Source organism: Rhodospirillaceae bacterium (assembly GCA_016712715.1).
GTDB lineage: Bacteria > Pseudomonadota > Alphaproteobacteria > Dongiales > Dongiaceae > Dongia.
In genome coordinates this window covers 399,309-418,712 of record JADJQM010000001.1, presented here as the reverse complement: position 1 = coordinate 418,712, position 19,404 = coordinate 399,309, and the positions used below count along the sequence as shown (strand labels likewise).

At 62.1% G+C, this 19,404-nt stretch carries 17 protein-coding genes and 3 pseudogenes; 8 read left to right on the top strand and 12 right to left on the bottom strand.

The features are described 5' to 3' along the window. Window positions 1-62 precede the first annotated feature (62 nt). On the top strand, window positions 63-1,550 hold the full coding sequence (locus IPK59_02115) for a D-aminoacylase (GenBank protein ID MBK8157626.1): 1,488 nt from the start codon (window positions 63-65) through the stop codon (window positions 1,548-1,550). A gap of 94 nt (window positions 1,551-1,644) precedes the next feature. Then, entirely contained in the window at window positions 1,645-2,802 is a 1,158-nt protein-coding gene (locus IPK59_02110) for a TAXI family TRAP transporter solute-binding subunit (GenBank protein MBK8157625.1), read from the top strand. A 6-nt stretch (window positions 2,803-2,808) separates the two neighbouring features. Here the strand turns inward: IPK59_02110 and IPK59_02105 are convergent, their stop codons facing one another. From IPK59_02105 to IPK59_02085, 5 genes and pseudogenes are all read right to left on the bottom strand, one after another. After that, a complete protein-coding gene (locus IPK59_02105) occupies window positions 2,809-3,660 on the bottom strand; it encodes a hypothetical protein (GenBank protein ID MBK8157624.1) in 852 nt (283 codons plus the stop codon). A gap of 46 nt (window positions 3,661-3,706) precedes the next feature. Further along, window positions 3,707-4,882 carry a sulfurtransferase TusA family protein gene (locus IPK59_02100; GenBank protein MBK8157623.1) on the bottom strand — a complete coding sequence of 392 codons (1,176 nt, stop codon included), beginning with the start codon at window positions 4,880-4,882 and terminating at the stop codon, window positions 3,707-3,709. Then, window positions 4,879-5,682, bottom strand: coding sequence for a PhnD/SsuA/transferrin family substrate-binding protein (locus IPK59_02095; protein ID MBK8157622.1), 804 nt, complete (start codon window positions 5,680-5,682; stop codon window positions 4,879-4,881). The genes IPK59_02100 and IPK59_02095 overlap by 4 nt, the downstream gene beginning before the upstream one ends. A gap of 28 nt (window positions 5,683-5,710) precedes the next feature. Then, window positions 5,711-6,061: a GFA family protein gene (locus tag IPK59_02090; GenBank protein ID MBK8157621.1), complete on the bottom strand. Its 351-nt coding sequence runs from the start codon at window positions 6,059-6,061 to the stop codon at window positions 5,711-5,713. A 129-nt stretch (window positions 6,062-6,190) separates the two neighbouring features. Continuing rightward, a pseudogene (locus IPK59_02085) lies at window positions 6,191-6,565 on the bottom strand (GFA family protein). Between the two features lie 165 nt (window positions 6,566-6,730). On the opposite strand from IPK59_02085, the gene IPK59_02080 reads away from it, so the two are divergent. Further along, entirely contained in the window at window positions 6,731-7,696 is a 966-nt protein-coding gene (locus IPK59_02080; protein MBK8157620.1) for a fatty acid desaturase, read from the top strand. A 27-nt stretch (window positions 7,697-7,723) separates the two neighbouring features. On the opposite strand, the pseudogene IPK59_02075 reads toward IPK59_02080, so the two are convergent. From IPK59_02075 to IPK59_02050, 6 genes and pseudogenes are all read right to left on the bottom strand, one after another. Continuing rightward, a pseudogene (locus IPK59_02075) lies at window positions 7,724-9,913 on the bottom strand (xanthine dehydrogenase family protein molybdopterin-binding subunit). A 12-nt stretch (window positions 9,914-9,925) separates the two neighbouring features. Continuing rightward, window positions 9,926-10,381 carry a (2Fe-2S)-binding protein gene (locus IPK59_02070; GenBank protein MBK8157619.1) on the bottom strand — a complete coding sequence of 152 codons (456 nt, stop codon included), beginning with the start codon at window positions 10,379-10,381 and terminating at the stop codon, window positions 9,926-9,928. Between the two features lie 28 nt (window positions 10,382-10,409). After that, entirely contained in the window at window positions 10,410-11,009 is a 600-nt protein-coding gene (locus IPK59_02065) for an Isoquinoline 1-oxidoreductase subunit (GenBank protein MBK8157618.1), read from the bottom strand. A gap of 238 nt (window positions 11,010-11,247) precedes the next feature. Next, window positions 11,248-12,785: pseudogene (locus tag IPK59_02060) on the bottom strand (trimethylamine methyltransferase family protein). A 181-nt stretch (window positions 12,786-12,966) separates the two neighbouring features. Beyond that, complete coding sequence (locus IPK59_02055; protein ID MBK8157617.1) at window positions 12,967-13,914, bottom strand: hypothetical protein; 948 nt, start codon at window positions 13,912-13,914, stop codon at window positions 12,967-12,969. A gap of 375 nt (window positions 13,915-14,289) precedes the next feature. Beyond that, entirely contained in the window at window positions 14,290-14,988 is a 699-nt protein-coding gene (locus IPK59_02050) for a hypothetical protein (protein MBK8157616.1), read from the bottom strand. A 110-nt stretch (window positions 14,989-15,098) separates the two neighbouring features. On the opposite strand from IPK59_02050, the gene IPK59_02045 reads away from it, so the two are divergent. The 3 genes from IPK59_02045 (at window position 15,099) to IPK59_02035 (ending at window position 16,447) form a co-directional block, all read left to right on the top strand. Beyond that, window positions 15,099-15,644: an HD domain-containing protein gene (locus IPK59_02045; GenBank protein ID MBK8157615.1), complete on the top strand. Its 546-nt coding sequence runs from the start codon at window positions 15,099-15,101 to the stop codon at window positions 15,642-15,644. Further along, window positions 15,641-15,913 carry a hypothetical protein gene (locus IPK59_02040; protein ID MBK8157614.1) on the top strand — a complete coding sequence of 91 codons (273 nt, stop codon included), beginning with the start codon at window positions 15,641-15,643 and terminating at the stop codon, window positions 15,911-15,913. Before IPK59_02045 ends, IPK59_02040 begins: the two co-directional genes overlap by 4 nt. Before the next feature lie 225 nt (window positions 15,914-16,138). Further along, a complete protein-coding gene (locus IPK59_02035) occupies window positions 16,139-16,447 on the top strand; it encodes a hypothetical protein (protein ID MBK8157613.1) in 309 nt (102 codons plus the stop codon). Here the strand turns inward: IPK59_02035 and IPK59_02030 are convergent. Continuing rightward, window positions 16,444-17,553: a GlxA family transcriptional regulator gene (locus IPK59_02030; protein ID MBK8157612.1), complete on the bottom strand. Its 1,110-nt coding sequence runs from the start codon at window positions 17,551-17,553 to the stop codon at window positions 16,444-16,446. The genes IPK59_02035 and IPK59_02030 overlap by 4 nt on opposite strands. Window positions 17,554-17,837: 284 nt before the next feature. Here IPK59_02030 and IPK59_02025 point away from each other — a divergent pair, with 284 nt between their 5' ends. After that, window positions 17,838-19,091, top strand: coding sequence for a sarcosine oxidase subunit beta family protein (locus IPK59_02025; protein ID MBK8157611.1), 1,254 nt, complete (start codon window positions 17,838-17,840; stop codon window positions 19,089-19,091). Window positions 19,092-19,112: 21 nt separating this feature from the next. Continuing rightward, window positions 19,113-19,403, top strand: coding sequence for a sarcosine oxidase subunit delta (locus IPK59_02020; protein ID MBK8157610.1), 291 nt, complete (start codon window positions 19,113-19,115; stop codon window positions 19,401-19,403). The last annotated feature ends 1 nt before the right edge of the window (window position 19,404 follow it).

The window sequence follows — 19,404 nt, the reverse complement described above, 5'->3', positions numbered from 1 at the left end:
CGATGGGCTTGAGACAAGTCGCCATCCGCTTGATGAAAAACGACACGACCCGGGAGCGCCGCATGATCCACGATACCCTCATTCGCCATGGCATGGTCATCGACGGGACCGGCGCCAGGCGTTTCCAGGCCGATATCGCCGTGGATGGCGACCGGATCAGCGCCATCGGCGACCTCCGGGACCATACCGCCCGGCAGGAAATCGACGCCACAGGCTGCATCGTGGCACCAGGCTTCATCGACGCCCATGCCCATGACGACATCGCCCTCCTCGCCGAACCCGACATGCCCTCGAAGGTCAGCCAGGGCTGCACCACCGTCGTGGTCGGGAATTGCGGTTTCAGCGCCGCCCCGCTTACCCCGCGCGCCAGCTACCCGGACGATTTCCTGCTGGGCGATGAAAGCTGGTACCGCTTCCCGCGCATTGCCGACTACTTCGCGGCGCTCAACAAAACGCCCGCCGCCGTCAACGCGGCGGCCCTGGTCGGCCATTCGGTCCTGCGGGTCGAATGCATGGAACAGCTCGACCGGCCGGCCAACAAGACCGAGATCGCCGCCATGGGCGCGCGGCTAGCGCAGGCCCTCGATGACGGCGCCCTCGGCTTTTCGACCGGGTTGGAGTATCCCAGCAACAAGGCAGCCGATACCGACGAGGTCGTGGCGCTTGCCCATATCGCCGGAACTGCCGGCGCCGTCTACACCACCCATTCAAGGAACTATGACGCCCATTTCCGCGAAGCGCTCGCCGAGGCGCTGGAGATCGGCCAAAGGGCCGAGGTGCCGGTGATCCTCTCCCACCATCAGGGGGATGGGCCGGAGAACATCGGCCACACCGCCTGGTCCCTGCCGATGATCGACGCGGCCCGCGCCAGCCAGAAGGTCGGTATCGACGTCTATCCCTATAACGCCGCCGCCACCATCATCGACCCGGCCTTCGTCCTCTCGGCCTCCCGCGTCCTCATCAGCTCGTCCCAACCCCATCCCGAAATGGCCGGGCGCGAGCTCGACGACATCGCCCGGGAATGGGGCATCGACCGTGACGCGGCCGCCCTCAAACTCGCTCCCGGCGGGGCGATCTATTTCTGCCAGGATGAGGAAGACGTACAGCGCATCCTGGCATTTCCTCCGACAATGATCGGCAGCGATGGCCTGCCCGGCGGCGAGATCAATCATCCGCGCCTGTGGGGCAGCTTCCCCCGTGTCCTTGGTCATTACAGCCGCGATCTGGGGCTGTTCGACCTCGAAACCGCGATCCATAAAATGACCGGACTCACCGCCAATCGCTTTGGCATCATCGATCGCGGCAAACTGGCTGAAGGCGCTTTTGCCGATGTGACCGTGTTCGATCCCGCAACCGTCATCGACCGTGCCACATTTGCAAAGCCCTCAGAGCCCAGTCTCGGCATTCGATTTGTGCTTGTAAATGGGGCCTTAGTGTGGCGCGAGGGGAGTGCGACGGGCGCGCGTCCAGGTCGCCCTTTGCCCCGGCAGACCCGCCTTGCGCCACAATCGTTAAGCTCACCGAAACCATTGTCGCTCGCGGACTTTTGATGAAAACGCACACCGAAAATGTCGCCTTCGTATTGGCGACTCATTAACTCTCGTTCTATATCTTCACAGGTCTGCGGCCTGATGGTTGGCGCAGTTGGCCCGTGATGAAACCGGCACCCCGATGAGCCTGATGAAGCACAGCAAAGACGCCGCGCGTTCGGTCTTTACACAGAACCGGCGTCGCGTGCTGTTTGGCCTGGGGGGTTTTGCCTGCCTGGCGGGTGCTGCCGGCTTCGGCCTGCCCCTGCTCAGCGCGCCGGTCCGCTCCAGCGCCCAGGAGCTCAGCTATTTCCGGGTCGGCGCCGGTGCGCCCGGCACGCCCATCTATGAACTGGCCGGCCTGATCGGCGGCGCCATCAGCAACCCGCCCGGTGCCCGGACCTGCGAAGAAGGCGGCTCCTGCGGCATTCCCGGCATGATCGGCCTTGCCCAGACCAGTTCCGGTTCGGTCGAGAACCTCGCCCAGCTGCGCGGCAAGCTCATTGAATCCGCCGTGGCGCAAGCCGACATCGCCTACCTCGCTTATACCGGCAAGGACCAGTTCAAGGCGACCGGTAAGGACGCCGACCTTCGTGCCATCGCCGGTCTCGGCCGCCTCAATGTGAAGATCATCGTCGGCCCGCAATCGGCTGCCAAGAACGTGGCCGGCCTCAAGGGGCTGAAGGTCAATCTTGGCGCCGAGAAGAGTGACAACGCCATGACGGCCCGACAGATCCTGGGTTTCCACGGCCTCACCACCAAGAAGATCAAGCCGAGCTACCTCGACTTTCCGGCCGCTGCCGAGGCCCTCGCCTCCGGCACAATCGACGCCATGATCGTGGTTGATGCGCTGGCCAGCCGTGATGTCACGGCCCTGGCCGCCAGCATGCCCCTGCGCCTGCTGCCGATCGAGGGCGAACCCGTCAACAAGATGATGAAGAGTTTCGGCTTCATCGCCAAAGGCGTCATCAAGGCGGACACGTTCCGGAATGTGCCGGACACGCAGACTGTCGAACTGGTCGCCGTCTGGCTGGTGCCGGCGTCACTCGACGATGAAATCGCCTATGAACTGACGCGCGCGGTATGGCTCGAAGCCACGCGCAAGAATCTCGACCAGGCCTCGGCCGCCGGCAAGGCGCTCGACCTGCAGCTTGCCATCGCCGGGGTCAGCGTTCCCTTCCATGCCGGCGCCCTGCGCTATTACGACGAGCACGGCGTCAGCCGCTTCCTGCCCGCAGCGCTGCGACCGGACAGCGCCGTCAAGACGAACTGACGAAGGTCAGAACACGCCCACCACTTTTTCATCAGTGGCCGGCCGTGGGGTCATATGGCGGTAGATGTAGGTGAGTGTTGCAAACAGCCAAGCATAATAGAGCCAGTCCAGGGCCGTTTCGCAGGCAATCATCCAGAGCGGAGCCACATCACCATAACTGTGGCCACCCCAGAGCGGCGCGAAATTGACTCTGAAGCTCGCAAATGAGCCAAACAGCGTACTCATCGCCACGCCCAGGAGTAGCGCTTTCAAGACAGGCAGCATAATGACCACCGGCGCAAGGCTCGCGAAGATCCGCACAGCATAGCCGTCGGTCTTGTCCCAAACGTCGATCACGTCATAGGGATCCTCATCGACCGCGATGCTGGTGAAAAGGATGCTGAACCGGCAACTGGCCCAGACCAAGGCAAAGATCAAGGCAAGGCCGGCAAGTGTGGAGAAAATCCACCCCAGCCCAATGAAACCGGCAACAAATCCGACGATAATGCTTGCCACCCAGAATCCCAGGGCAATCAGGATAAGGCCAAGGACGAGTTTCAAAGCGCCGCGGGCGATCCACCACAAGCGGCGGTCGAACCGGAAGAGGCGGAATTCCGTCCGGTCCAGATAAAGACCGCGCGACCAGCTGATGAAGAAGCTGACAAATGCCAGAGCCTGGGCAGCGAACAGCGAGCCGTTCGCCCAAGTGAGCTCAGCCCGCCAGTGTCGCTCACCGTCGCCGCGCCCTTCCCATGCCCCGTAATGGGCCATGTAATAGCCCTGGATGAGGTTCAGGATCACCCAAGGCAACGAACTTAGAATGAGGCCGCCCGGATAGCGCCAAGGCGCCTTCAGACCATCGATGATGATCCGGTCCAAGGGCAGGCGTTCGCCCGACATGAACTAATCCCCCAAAGAACTGAAACTAAGACCCCATCACCTCGACCCTGATCCGGAACACGCCTGGTTCCGGCTCGCTGCCTTCCAGCAGTCTGTTCCCCGTCACCTCGCAGAAATGCGCGAAGTCCTTCGGTGCGCCGGGATCGGTCGCGTCGACTTCCAGGATATCGCCCGGCGACAGTTCCTTGATCAGCTTGCGGGCCTTCAGGACCGGGATCGGGCATTTCAAGCCGCGGGCGTCGTGTTGCCGGATCATGCTTTCGCTCCTTCCAAGGCATCCTGGCCTTCGCGCCGTGCCTGCCAGGTTTCCAGCAGGCTGGCGCTGACAATAAGGATGCCGCCGACGATCTTGTGCCAGCCGAGATCTTCGCCAGCCAGCCACACGGCGGAACCGACACCGACCACGACTTCCGAGGTCATGAGGATGCTGGCGCGGCCGGGCGACAGCCGCCCTGCCCCCCCACAGACTCAAGACCATCGCCGGCACCACCCAGATGAAGGCCGCGGCGATGATCCACGGCACCGCACCGATGAGGATGTTGAGGTCAGGCCAGCCGCCAGGTCCGGCGGCGTCTCCGAGGAGGAGATAGACCAGCAGGCCCACCGGCAAGGCGCAGCCGAATTGCGCGATGCTTTTGTCCAGGACAGTGATGTGCGACCACATGCGCGCGGTGAGCAGCGCCACCGCCCAGCAGAGGCCGGCGCCCAGCCCCATCCATTCAGCCAGATTGGACGGCCAGGGCCAGCGGCCGCTCACACCTTGCAGGACCATGAGACCGACGAGCGCCAGGCCGATGCCGATCCAGCGGATAGGCGTCAGCGGCGTCTTCATGAAGATGCGTTCCAGGATGGTCGACCAGATCGGGCTCAAATAGAACAGCAGGATGATGATGCCGATCTCGCCCATCACCACGGCCACGGCAAAGAGGATGTTGCAGCAGGCGAGCGCGCCGCCGCACAGCAGCACCCGCCAGCCGCCAGCCCACAATTGGCGATGTCGGATAAACAGGAACGGCAGCAGGGGGATAAGCGGCACCCCATAGCAGAGCGCACCAGCGAGGGCCGCCGGGATCCCTGCCGCCTCTACCTCGCGCAAGGGGTACCACATCGATCCCCAGAAGATCGACGAGGCGACCATGGCAAGGCTTGGCCACAGGATGCCGCCATCAATCGGCGGGCGGTTGCCGGTCGCGGCGGTCACGCGACCTGCGCCCAGCCGGCGACCCTGGCTGACATTTCCTGTTCCGGAATGACATCATAGGCGGCCTCATCCAGGACGGTCAGGGAAGCCAGCAGGAGTTTCTCCCGGCAAGGCGCAAGATCGTCATCGTTGAATGCGGCGCTGAGACCGGTGCGCAGGGACGCGACGTCTTCGACCGGCAGAGAACGGCTGGTGATGAAAGGCAGGCACGGTGCCGGCGCCGTCTGGTCGAGGATGCGGAGGCCCGTCACCTCGTCTGGCGCCAGCGCGGTGAGGAGCGTCCAGGTCACGCAGTCCACGGCGCAGAAATCGGCAAGGCCGGCCTTGACCATGGCCACGGATTTGCGATGCGCACCGCTTTCAATCGCCTCGCGCAACAGCCCGTTCGCGATCCCCTGACCGGCCAGATAGAGCTTGAGCACGTTGCAGCCGGATTGTGAGTCCGCACCATTGTACGCCGCGACCCGGCCGCTGAGGTCGCTGCCACGCTGAATATCATCGGCCGCCCGCACGATGACAAAGCTGCGATAGGTCGACCCGTCGCAACCCGGCGCATCATAGCCGGGGGTCGCCGCATAACGGACCTTGCCCTTCAGATCATGGGTCAGTGGATAGCCACAGGTCTGCGAGATCAGGAGGTTTGGGTCCAGCCAATGGGCATAGAAGTCGGTCGGGCGCGTCAGTGCCTGGGGAATCCCGATTAAGCCGGCCGCGGCGAGATGACTGCGCAAACCTTCCCAGAAGGCATCCGTGTCTTCGCGCAATTCCGGAAAGTCGTACATCGGCAGGGCCGCGATCATGCGCTGGACTCGTCTTGTTGTTCTTGAATCAGAACGGCAGCGAATTGCCGCCGCTCGCGGGAAATTGTGGCAAACCATCGGTGATGGCGTAGTAATCGCCCTTGTCGGCAGCGAAGATATGGTGCCGCAACTTTAGGCCAGTGGGGGCGTCGAGCAAGCCGGCCGGGATCGAGACGGCGTCCCTGCCGATCATCTCCCAGAACACCGACGTGCCGCATTCCCCACAAAAACCGCGCCGCGCCTCGGGCGACGACACGTACCAGCGCAAATGCTCGCGGCCCGAAAGCGCGATGTCGGCCCATTTCGCCTTGCTATAGGCCGGTGGGTGGCCGTGCCAGCGGCGGCACTGGCCGCAATGGCAAACACTGATGTCCCGCATCGGTCCGGTGATGGTGAGGTGGATCGCCCCGCACAGGCAATGCCCCTTATGGATTGCCGGCCTGGTCGCTGGTTCCGGTTCCGGCGGCGCGGGTGGGATCGGCGCAGCGTTCGCCGACGACACGGCATATTGTGGCAGATCATCGGCGATATCGTCGTAGTCGCCCTTGAATGCCACCCAGATATGCCGGTCGATGCTGAGCCCGGTCGGCGCGGAGAGGCAACTCGGCGCGATGTCGAGATCGCTGCCGCCCACCTTGCGCCAGAAGAGCTTCGAGCCGCACTCCCGGCAGAACCCGCGCTCGGATTCGGGGCCGGACCGGTACCACTTCACATGTTCGGCGCCGCTGAACCGGATGTTGGCGATCGGCGCCGACGTATAGACGCCGAGCGCGCCGTGCCAACGACGGCACATGGCGCAATGGCAGGCGGTCGGTGCCGACAGGGCGCCGGACACCTCGAAACTCACCGCGCCGCATAGGCACTGGCCGCAAATCTGCCCCATCTTTGTTAACGCCTCCCTTTTGCGCCGAGCATAGCCCAGCCGTCATGACCCAACCAAGGGGGTGGCCCGGCGTTGCCTGCATGGTGGGATGAGTATTTCTTCATTGCTGGCCTGCTACATTTTCGTTACCAATAACCCTAGAGAAACAACGCCCTTTTGAGGCACATGTCCGCGCAGTCCACGACCGCTGAACCCTTGCGGGTAAATAAGGGGGAGATCGGCCGCCACGCCTATCAGGCGGATATCCCGACTTTGCTGCTGGCAGCCGGGATCTACGCGGCATTTCTGACACTGACCTGGTTCTATCACGACCTGCCCTGGTGGGTGGTGCTGCCGCTGGGCGCCTCGATCGTCTGCCTGCACGGATCATTGCAGCACGAAGCTGTCCACGGCTATCCGTTCAAATCACGTCGCCTCAACCGCTGGATCACCGGCTGGTCGCTGTGGCTGTGGATTCCCTATGACGTCTATGTGGCGACCCATACGCGCCATCATATCGACCAGGATCTGACCGATCCCTTCCTCGACCCGGAATCGAACTACCTCACCGAGGCGCAATGGGCGCGGATGTCGCCGCTGCATCGCTGGGTGCGGCAGCGGATGCGCACGCTGGCCGGCCGCATGCTGTTCGGGCCTGGCTATTACACCGTCTCATCGGTGCGCGAATGCTGGAAGGACCTCAATTCCGGCGACCGCTATCACATCGTGCCCTGGGTCTGGCACTTCGTCACCGTCAGCCTGATCCTGGTCTGGGTGGTGGGTGTGTGCGACATCCCGGTCTGGGCCTATGTGCTGATGTTCGCCTATCCGGGCACATCGATGGCCCTCATCCGCTCCTATGCCGAACACCGCGCGGCGCCCGATGAGAAGACCCGCTCGGTCATCTGCGATGCCGGGCCGTTCTGGAGCTTCATGTTCCTCTACAACAATCTCCACGCGCTCCATCATGCGGAGCCTGCTTTGGCCTGGTATCGCCGTCCGGCACGCTACCGGGAGACCAAGGAGCAGTTGCTGCGGGAGAATGGGCAGTATTACATCCCGGGCTACTTCGCAATTGCGCGCGCCTATCTGTTCCGGCCCAAGGAACCCATCTTTCACCCCTATAAGCCGCCCAGCGAAACGATTAGCTAATCGTTTCGCTGGTAGTTCCTCTGGACCTTAAGCCAGCAACTCGAGATCAAAAGGCAGCGAGCGCAGACGCTTGCCGGTGGCGGCAAAGACTGCATTGCCGATGGCCGGCGCCAAAGGCGGCAGCCCAGGTTCCCCGATCCCGGTCGGCGCTTCCGCCGAGGGGACGATATGCACCTCGACCGCCGGCATCTCCTTGATCCGGGTCGGTTCGTAATCGTCGAAATTGCCTTGCTCGACGACACCCTCGGCGAAGGTCACCCGGTTGCGCAGGACGGCGGAGAGGGCAAAGCCGATGGCGCCTTCGACCTGGGCCGCGATCACGTCGGGGTTGATGGCGACACCGCAATCGACCGCGGCGATCACGCGGTTGACCTTCAGCACGCCGGCCTCGACCGAGACCTCGGCCACCATGGCGACGCGGCTGCCGAAGGACATGTGATAGGCGATGCCGCGCCCCATGCCTGTGGGCATCTCCTGGCCCCACTTCGCCTTCTCTGCGACATGCTTCAGGACGGCGGCATCGCGCGAGCCTTCCTTCAGGTAGGAGAGGCGGAAGGCGAGCGGGTCCTGCCCAGCGAGATGCGCCAGCTCATCCATGGTCGTTTCCATGACATGGGCGGTATGGCTGTGCCCGACCGAACGCCACCACAGAACCGGGATCGCGGTCTTGGTGTTGTGGACATCGACCGCCAGGCTCTCGACACCATAGGGTGTGTCGGAGACACCCTCGACGCTGGTGGCATCCACCCCGTCCTTGACCGTCATGGGCTCAAGCGCGGTGCCGATCATGATCGACTTGCTGACGATGGTGTGCTGCCAGCCGGCGATCCTGCCCGCCTCGTCCACACCCGCCTTGACCTTGTGAAGCGCCATCGGGCGGTAGTAGCCACCCTTGATGTCGTCCTCGCGGGTCCAGAGCAGATGGACCGGTGCCTTGCCACCGATCGCCTTGGCGATCTGTGCTGCTTCCACCGCCCAATCGGCCATGGGATTGGCACGGCGGCCGAAGCTGCCGCCGCCCAGCAGCGTGTGGATCTTGATCTTGTCGGGCGTCACACCTAGCACCTGGCCCACGGCATAATCGTCGATGCTCTGGAACTGGCTGCCGGCCCAGATCTCGGCACCGTCCGGCGTCAGTTCGATGGTGCAGTTGAGGGGTTCCATCGGCGCGTGCGCCAGGAACGGGAAGGTGAACTCGGCCTCGTAGCTTTGTGATGCCTTGGCCAGTCCGCCTGCCGCATCACCGCGATTGGCGGCAACGATCCCGGGCTTGGCCGTGAGGTCGCGGTACTCGGCAAAGAGCGCATCGCTGGAGCGAGTCTCCGCCAGGCTGTTGTCCCAGGTGATCTTGAGCGCTTCGCGCCCGCGCATCGCTGACCAGGTGTCGTTGGCCAGCACCGCGATGCCGGAGGGGATCTGCACAACGTCGACCACGCCCTTGATCTTGCGGGCGTCGGAATCATCGAGAGATTTGACTGTGGCACCGAACTGCGGCGCGCGGCGGACGAGTGCCGTCAGCATGCCCGGCCGGCGGAAATCGATGGCGAAGGTCGCCGTGCCCGTCGTCTTGCCCTTGGAATCGAGGCGCGGCAATGGCTGCCCAATATAATTCCAATCCTTGGGATCCTTCAGCGTCACGGCCGTCGGGACCACTTCCTGCATCGCCGCCTCGACCAACTCGCCGAAGCGCGCGGACTTGCCGGAGGCATGCGCCAGCACCCCGTTCGAGACGGTGACTTCAGCCGCAGGCACATTCCATTTCTTGGACGCGGCCGCGACGAACATCGCCCGCGCGGCGGCACCGACCTGGCGCATCTGGTTCCAGGAATTGGCCATCGAGGTGCTGCCCCCGGTGCCGATATAGGAGCCAAAGAACAGATTGTTGTAGACCTTGGGATTGTTGGGCGCGAAGTCGAAGCCGACCTTGGACCAATCGGCATCCAATTCCTCGGCCACCAAGGTGGCAAGGCCGGTGCTGACCCCCTGCCCCATTTCAAGATGCTTGCACAGAACAACGACGGAATCGTCGCTGCCAATGCGCAGGAACATGTTGGGGTCGAACACGGCCGCGGCGGGCGCCGCTGATTCTCATTCGGCTGCGGCGAAGCGCCCGAAGGGTACAAAGCTGCCCAGCATGAAGACGCTGGTGGAAAGCGCAGCACCTTTGAGGAAACTGCGGCGCGACGGTGCGATGGCTTGGCTCTTTTGGATCAACATGGCATCGACTCCTTAAGCCAGGGCTTTGGCAGCTTCGTGGATGGCGTCGCGGATGCGGACATAGGTGCCGCAGCGACAGATGTTGCCTTCCATGCTGGCATTGATGTCGTCGTCGGTCGGCTTCTCATTGGCGGAGAGCAGCGTGATCGCCGACATGATCTGCCCTGACTGGCAGTAACCGCATTGCACGACGTCGAGCTTCTGCCAGGCGGCCTGCACGGCTTCCGCCACCTTGCCGGAAAGGCCTTCGATGGTGACGATCTCCCGGCCCTCAGCGTCGCCGACCATGGTCGAGCAGGATCTTGCCGCTTCGCCATCGATATGCACCGTGCAGGCGCCGCATTGCGCGGCACCGCACCCGAATTTCGTGCCGGTGAGATTTAGGTGATCGCGCAACGCCCACAACAAGGGCATTTCCGGATCGACGTCGAGCTGCTGTTCCTTGCCGTTGATCGTGAGCGTAATCATGGCTCTCTCCTCACGTCCTGTGTTTCTATCATTGTGGGCATTCGCCACCACCGGCGAGCCAGGTCTTCACATGGTCGGTCAATTCCGCGCGCGGCATCGGGACAGCTTCGCGGCCCGGCCCCGGATTCCAGCCCCAGCCGACAAGCTCGTCTTCGGCGAAATGGTGGACCAACTGTTCGGCGTTCATATTGCCGTTGCGTGCTGGATCGAGGATCTGCCGGCAGATATCGCCTGAGGCGACACCCTGCCAGTTCTGCTCCAACGGTGCCAATGACCATCCAGGCGCGCCAGGCACGCCGGAAGTCGGGTTGTTGCCGGTCTGGCTATGGCAATTGGTGCAGCGCATGCCGGTGACACCCATATTGTCATCGCCCCGCACCACCAGCGGCACATGGAGGCGGCGGCTATCGCCCTGCAATGGCGATTGAACCTGATGGCAATTAAGGCAACGCGAGTGCTCGACCACCGTCGCGATCTTGCTCCAGGCAGCCAGGCTGTCGGCTGCCGTGGCAGTCGTTTCGCCATGCGTGAGATTTTGACTGGCGGCAAAGATAAGCGCCGCCATACCCATAGGAATAACGAGGAAGAGAAAGAGGATCTTGCGAAGGCCAAACTGCGCGGGCCGCATCAGCGTCTCCCTTGGCGGGCCGCCCGGGTCTTTCGGGTCGGCTGGCTGAATCAACAACGTCTGTATCGAGCCATCAGTTCAACATGTTTACCGGCAAGCGAGAATGCCCATTGCTGTCGAATGATTGCACGAAACTCCGAGGAGGTCGAACCAACCTTGTCACTAGCAAAAAAGAAAAGGCCATCGTCGAGTTTTTCGACGATGGCCCTGCTTACTGCACCAATGTGAAAGAACGCCGTCAGGTCTGCTTGACGCCGCCCTCAGCCTTGCGGCGCGCGACGAAGTCCTTCAACTGATCGTCGATCGCGGGGTCGAGGGCGGGCGCCTCGAACTCGGCCAGGGCCTGCTTCCACAGGCCATTGGCGCGGGTCGCCGTATCCTGTGCACCGGCAAGGCGCCATGTTTCGTAATTGCGCCAGTCGGAGAGGAGCGGCGAATAGAACGCCGTCTCGTAGCGCGCCAATGTATGGGCGGCGCCAAAGAAATGGCCGCCGGGACCGACTTCCTTCATCGCTTCGAATCCCAGCGCGTCCTCAGACGTATCGAGGGGCTGCAGGAATTCAGTGATCGACTGGATCATTTCGGCATCAACGACCATCTTCTCGAACGACGCCACCAGACCACCTTCCATCCATCCGGCCGCGTGCAGGATGAGATTGGCGTGACCCATGACGGCGCCCCACAGCGACATCTCGGATTCATAGGCCGCCTGCGCGTCGACGGCGTTGGCGGCGCAGGCATTGCTTGAGCGGTAGGGGAAACCGTATTTGCGCGCGAGCTGGCCGCCGGCCATGGCAGCACGGGTATATTCCGGCGTGCCGAAGGCAGGCGCCCCGGTCTTCATGTCGACATTCGAGGTGAAGCCGCCATAGACGCAGGGCACGCCCGGATTGACCATCTGGATGAAGACGATGCCGGCCAAGGCCTCGGCATTCTGCTGTGCGAGTGCCGCGGCGATCGTCGCCGGCGCCATGGCGCCGGAGAGGGTAAACGGGGTGAGGACGACCGGCTGGCCCGCCTTCGCCATCGCCCGCAGCCCCTGTAGCATCGGCGTATCAAGGCGCAAGGGTGAGTTGCTGTTGACGATCGAGAAGACGCTGGGTTCTTTCGCCAGTTGCTCCTTGAGATGCCGCGCGCGATGGCCATCATCTCGATCGCATCTTCAATGCGCTCGTTACCCAGCGAATATGGATGCCAGATCTTATCGGTCAGCGTGATCGCCGCGTAATGTGAATCAAGATGCCGCGTCGAGGGCGGCAGATCGGCCGGCTCGACCGGATAGCCACCAATGAACTGCACGACGTTGAGTGATTGCGCCAGACGTAGCAGGTTGCTGTAGTCCTCGAAATTGCCGGGGCGGCGTCCCTTGTCGAGATCGGAGACGTTGGGTGCCGAGGCGACCGAGCCGAAATTGATGTGGTTGGCACCAAAGGTCAGATCGTGCGCCGGGTTGCGGGCATGGAGTTTGAAGGTCTTGGGGACCGTCTTGATCCGTTCCATGACAAGGGCGGGATCGAAGCGCACGCGCTGCGTCCCCGGGATCACCTCGGCGCCATTCTCCTTGAGGATGCGCAGCGCATTCTCTTCGAGGAATTCGATGCCGAGTTCCGAGAGGATGCGCAACGAGGTCTGGTGGATGGCCTCGAGCTGATCGGCGCTCAGGACCCGGATCGGGTCATAATTGTTCTGGTTGTTACGCCATGGAAGCTGCTTCAGCCCCTTCGCCTGCCGGGTGTTGCGGCGACCGCGCGCTTCCCGCGCTGCTTCCCGTGACATGATACGCCTCTCAAGAGTTAACTTCTGTCGCCAACCTAGCAAAGCAGGTCGCTATCCGATGCTTTGAAAGTCTCATAGCCACTATTCCAGAGCGTCATCGGGCAACATCCCGGCGGACAGCAAAACGGCGCCGCATCCCTGGGACGCGGCGCCGTAGATGGCCAGAAGACCGGTAAAAGCCTCAGTTTGCGGCGGCAACCTCAGGGGCGCCGACGCCTTCCTTCAAATTGACCTTCTTGCTGGCGGTCTCGCCAGCCATGATCACGAGCGGCTCGCTGCCCCACATCTTGTTGCCCAGCCGGGCAACGGCCAAGTAACGGCCTTCACGCAGCATGATGGTGGGTTCCGCCTTTTCGCTGCTGGCGACCAGTTCGTAGATGCCCGGCGCATTGGGACGCTGACGCAGAATCTGCCAGCTCAAGGCCTCTGCCGTGGTCTTCTGCTTCTTCGGCTTGAGGGCCGTGAGCTTCACATAGCCGGCATAGAGGTTAAGTGTGTATTTCAGCGATTGCCCCGCCTGGATCGGGATAACCAGATCGGCCTTGGTACCCTTGAAATGGGCGCGCACGACATAGCTGCCACCCGGCAAGCTGAAATGGCCAGTCGCGGCCTTTTGCTCAGCAATCTTCTCGCCAGAATCGGTACCACCCTTTTGATAGGTGAAGACTTCCCAATGAACCGGATCCTTGATCGGGTTCTTACCCTTGCTCAATTTCATGTTGATGGAAAGCTGTGCGGGCGGGCCGGCATCCACTTTCTTGGCGGCAACCTTGCCTGCCTTTGCCGGATCGGCCAGCACCAGCGAGCGCGTCGTCGCTGTTTTACCCACCAGGATTGCCTGACTGGCCTGAATTTTCCCAAGCTTGGCCGTCACCAGGTACTGACCGGGATCGAGCTTGGCCAGAAGGCGTGGGCCATTGCCGGACATGGTCGGCTTGGCCTCCGGCTTGCCGGTTTCCTTGTCCACCTTGACGACCGACCAGGCGATCACGTCGGTGACTTCGGGGCCACCAGCACTCTCGACGGCGAGCAAAGTGACTTCAGCCGCCTGAGCGGTCGTGAGCGTTAGACCGAAAGCGACGGCAAGGCTGGCGCAAAAAGCAGCCAGTGAGAGAATGAGTGAGCGCAATGCCCGCCCTCCACCAGTTGAAGCAATTTTAGGAGCAGTAGTAGATACCCCATCGACTCCCAACCGGACAAGCGCCATCGCCCGCCAGGCACAATGCCGCACTGCAATGTCACAAGGTTCACAAGCTATTGCAAAGGGGCGCTTTTCCCCGATTCCAGCTCGTCCGCCGGGGCCGCTTTACCCGCCGAATGTGGCGCCTGCCAGCAGGCTTGCCAGGAGGGCGCCGCCAACCATGATGAATGCCGCAACTACGAGGGTGCCAAATGCTTTAATACCAGCGAGATCTCTCATTTTTCTATTCTTAATGATCACTTCAAGAGCGGAGCCTGTTGGTCGCGGCATCCGCAGTCAGGGTTCATGGTTCTTCGAAAATCTTCAGCGCCGCCGCGATAAGAAGGCCTCCATATGAAAGGCCATCTGCGGCGAGGAATAGGAATAATCTCTGCCAACGGGACAGGCACGGCGGGCAAGACAGCCGTGATCGCGGCATTCCGCGCCGCCCGGCCCATCGACATGACGGGCGCAGGCCAAGTCATCAAACCCTGACTCCTGAAAAGCGCCGACCGGACAGGTCGAAAGGCAAGGGCGACCATCGCAACTGATGCAGGGATTTGCGGCGACAGGGCTGGCGATATCCGCCAGGTCGAGGACATCGCCGAAGGTCAGCGCCGCACGGTAGGCGTGCCACAGGCCGAAGGTCGGGTGGATGAATATCCGCAGGGGCGAAACATAGACCGGCTCGGCTCGCGCCGCCCAGCGCTGGAACGGGTGATACGGCGGGCCTGAAAAGGGATAAAGCGGCGTCGCATCATGCTCAGCGGCGATCTCGTCGATCACGCGCGTGGTCCAACGATCCATGCGGTCCGGATGTGGATCGGACAACGCCCCGGAACTGGCAAAGGCAGGCCACATGCCACCGCCGACATTGCCGATCAGCAACAGCGACCGCGCCGCGCGGCCGTCCTTCAAGCTCGGCACAGAATCGCGGGGCTCCACGGCAAAGCCACCGCGCAGCGCCATGCCATGAATGGCGAGCGCGTCCGACAATTGCGGCGGGATGAGCGAGGCAGGCATAGCGGATAATCTGGACCGATCTGTTACTTGCCCCTAAACTGCAGACAAATTTGGCAAAATAATGTCGAGGATGCGCCGCCGTGGAATCAGAATCCGTCAATTTCATCCGTATGGCCGATGGCACCTATGAGGAATATCAGTTCCTGGACCGGATCTATCAGAAGCTGAACCACGAGTTGGCCGATAACGTGCTCGCCAACCTCAAGAAGCTTGCCGGCGACAAGATGGGCTACAAGATCGATCGCTATCAGCATTCGCTGCAATCAGCGACCCGTGCCATGCGCGACGGGGCCGACGAGGAAACCGTCGTTTGCGCCCTCCTCCACGACATCGGCGACCTGCTGGCGCCGGAGAACCATTCCGAACTCGCCGCCTCGATTCTGCGCCCCTATGTGTCTGAGGACAATTACTGGCTGGTGAAGCATCACGGCGTGTTCCAGGGCTACTACTTCTTCCACCACATCGGTCTCGACCGCAATGAACGCGAGCAGTTCCGGGGCCACCCGATGTTCGAGCGCACGGCATTGTTCTGCGAAAAGTGGGACCAGAACAGTTTCGACCCGAATTACGACACGGCCCCGATCGAGCAGTTCGAGCCGATGGTGCGGCGCCTGTTCGACAAGCCGCCCTTCGGCCGTGTGCGGGCAGCAGCGTGAGGCGCCTCCTCCTTACCCTCGTCATTCTGATCGTTGCGTTCATTTGGGCGCCGCAGGTGTTGGAATCCGCGACCAGCTCCTGCGATGCGCTTGAACAGAAGACTATCGCCCAGGAAGCAGGCAGCAATGATCTCGCTTCATCCCTGGTGCAGAACCTGTCCGGGGGCGCCGTCGCCGAGCAGGCCATGAAAGACCGTCATCCCAATTTGCCCGCCGCAGTCAGTTGTTCGCTGGAATACTGGAAGTCGACGGTCGGGATGAAGGACTGACGGCCGATTCGCGGCAGCGCAAACCGGTGCGCGTTCTCCCAGCCTGCCAGACCGAGCACTGTGCGTTCCGTCACATTCGAATATTTATTCGAGCGTTATCAGATAGATAGATTAAACCTAGCTTGTGGCCCAGATCACAGACCCTGGATCATCATCCAGCTACCCTTTGAGCATCGAAACGGCGCCAACGAAGCCGCGCCAGGAAGTCGCATCAAGGGGTCCGCCATGTTCCGTATTATGAGCATCGCCACGTTGGTCATGATTGCCATCTGCTTTTTTGTGGGTGCCGGCCTCGCCTTCGCCGATGAGGGCCATGTTGAACCGCTGCGCGGCATTGTCGAGCAGATCAATGATGCGTCGCGCCCGGTCGACACGCTGTTCGAAGAGAACCTCGCGCAGAACGATCGCGATGGCGACGCCTATGATTTCAGCGACTATTTCCAGCAGCCAGCCACGACCAGCGCAACGCCGCCGGTGGATGCCGAGGAAATCGAAGAGCCGGAACTCAACCGCAACAAGACCCTGGACTGCTAAGCCGCGACGCTGCCGAGCTGCAGGCGCGGGGCGGCATTGGGCGTTGCCCGTTCGCGACGCGGCGTCTTGCCGAAGAAGTCGCGGTAGCATTTCGAGAAATGCGAGGCCGAGACAAAGCCACAGGCTAGCGCCACATCGATCACCGACATGTTGGTCTGCAGCAGCAGCAGGCGCGCCCGGTGCAGGCGCAACTCCACGTAATAGCGCGCCGGTGAACGGTGCAGGTATTTTGCAAACAGCCGCTCCATCTGGCGGCTGGAAAGGCCTGCCGCATCGGCGAGTTCCCCCCGGTCGAGCGGCTCTTCCAGATTGGCTTCCATCTGCTGGATGACCTGGATCAGCTTGGGATGGCGGACACCGAGACGTGCCGTCAACGCCATGCGTTGATGGTCGTGACGGTCGCGGATGCGCTCGTGGATGAACTGCTCGGAGACGGCGGCCGCAAGCTCGTGGCCATGCTGCTGCGAGATGAGGTTGAGCATCATATCGAGGGCGGCGGTGCCCCCCGAGCAGGTGAAGCGGTTGCGATCAATTTCGAAGAGTTCCGACGTGACGTCGATCTCGGGGAAGTTCTCGGCGAAGCTGGCGAGATTTTCCCAATGGATTGTGCAGCGATAGCCGTTGAGCATGTTGGCCTTGGCCAGGATATGCGCACCGGTACACAGCGCGCCGATATCCGCCCCCTGCCTGTCGGCACGACGCAAATAGGCAAATACGTTCTTGTCTTCATAGAGATGGCCGTCGACACCGCTGCACAGCATGATCGTGTCGTAATTGACGATATGCTCGGCCGACCCTTCCGGCGTCAGCGGGATGTTGTTGGAGGCCTGCACCGGCTTGCCGTCGGGCGAGAACAGATGCCACCGGTAGAGCTCCTTCCCAGCGACGCGATTGGCGAGGCGCATCGGCTCGACCGCGGAGGTGAAGGCTATCATCGAGAAATTCGGCACCAGCAGGAAGGCGATGTCCTGGGGCAGTTTCACCGGCAAATCACCGAACACGGCGGCATTCCCTCTACATATGAGTGAGCTTGACCTGAAGTCGTCGAGGGGAATTATCTCATTTCCGACATGTCGTCCACAGGCAAAATGGCGCTGCCGCGACATTGTTTAGTCCTGTTGGTCAGAAATGGTCAGGTTTCCGCCATTGCGCCAATTTCTTGTAACGACGCGCGAATAATAGCTGCATCCTCATGGGCAGTAAGGTTTTCCGCGCGAAAATCTCAAAACGCCATGAAATGTGGCAGCTTGACCCAGGGCGTTAACACGACAATAGATGGCGCGCGATTGGCGGATTCGGGTTTCTTGTCTTGGCATTATCCGGCACCGTAAATGCCCCTGTACCCCGCTGCTAAGCCGTTTTCGGGGAAACCCCCAAATCTGGGAATGCTATGAAGCAGAACTATTCGATCTTCAGCCTGGTCCGGAATGCCCTCAGCTACCACCAAGGCTGGCAGGAGGCCTGGCGCAGCCCGGCGCCGAAACCGGAATATGATGTCATCATCATCGGTGGCGGCGGCCATGGGCTGGCGACGGCTTACTATCTCGCCAAGGAGCACGGCATCACCAATGTGGCAGTGCTCGAAAAGGGCTGGATCGGCGGCGGCAATACCGGCCGCAACACGACCATCGTGCGGTCGAACTATCTGTGGGATGAATCGGCGCATCTCTACGAGCATTCGCTGAAGCTGTTCGAGGGCCTGACCCAGGATCTCAATTACAACGTCATGTTCAGCCAGCGCGGCCTGATGAACCTCGCGCACACGCAACATGACATGCAGGCCCTGCGCCGCCGCGTCTACGCCATCCAGTTGAACGGCATCGACAGCGAGATCCTGACGCCCGAGCAGATCAAGGAAATGGTGCCGATCCTGGATTGCTCGGCCTCCGCGCGCTATCCGATCATGGGTGCAAGCTTGCAGCGCCGGGGTGGCGTCGCCCGTCATGACGCCGTCGCCTGGGGCTTTGCCCGCAAGGCCGACGAACGCGGTGTCGACATCCTGCAGAATACCGAAGTCACCGGATTCAAGATCGTCAATGGTGTCGTCAAGGGTGTCGAGACCAATCGCGGCTTCATCGGCGGCAAGAAGGTCGGCATCGTCGTCGCCGGCCATTCCGGCGTGATGGCGGGCTTGGCCGGCTTCCGCCTGCCGGTCGAAAGCCATCCGCTGCAGGCCCTGGTCTCCGAGCCGATCAAGCCGATCCTCAACACGGTCGTCATGTCGCCCCAGGTCCATGTCTATGTCAGCCAGTCCGACAAGGGCGAGCTGGTGCTGGGTGCGGGTATCGACGCCTACACCTCCTACGCCCAGGTTGGCTCGCCGTTCATCATCGAGAACCAGTTGAACGCGCTGACCGATCTCTTCCCCTGCTTCGGCCGGCTGCGCATGCTTCGCCAATGGGGCGGCATCGTCGACACCTGCCCGGACGCATCGCCAATCATCGGCAAGACGCCGGTCGAGAACCTGTTCATCAATTGCGGCTGGGGCACCGGCGGCTTCAAGGCCACGCCGGGCTCGGGCAACGTCTTTGCGCACACCATCGCAACCGGCGAACCGCACAAACTGGCGCAACCATTTGCGCTCGAGCGATTCACCACCGGCTACCTCATCGACGAGCACGGCGCCGCCGGCGTCGCGCACTAATCGGTTTAGAGAGACAATCACATGCTTCTCATCTCCTGCCCCTATTGCGGTCCCCGCGACGAGCATGAGTTCGCTTACGGCCATGAGGCGCATATCGCGCGCCCGACGCTGGAACAGCAGAACACCATGTCGGATGCCGAATGGGCCGACTACCTGTTCATGCGGAAGAACCCGAAGGGTGTGCATTTCGAGCGCTGGGTCCATGCGCGCGGCTGCCGCCAATGGTTCAATGTCGCGCGGCACACGGTGACCCACGAGATCATCAAAGTCTATCCGATGGGCGAACCGGCCCCGAAGCTGGAGCAGAAGTAAC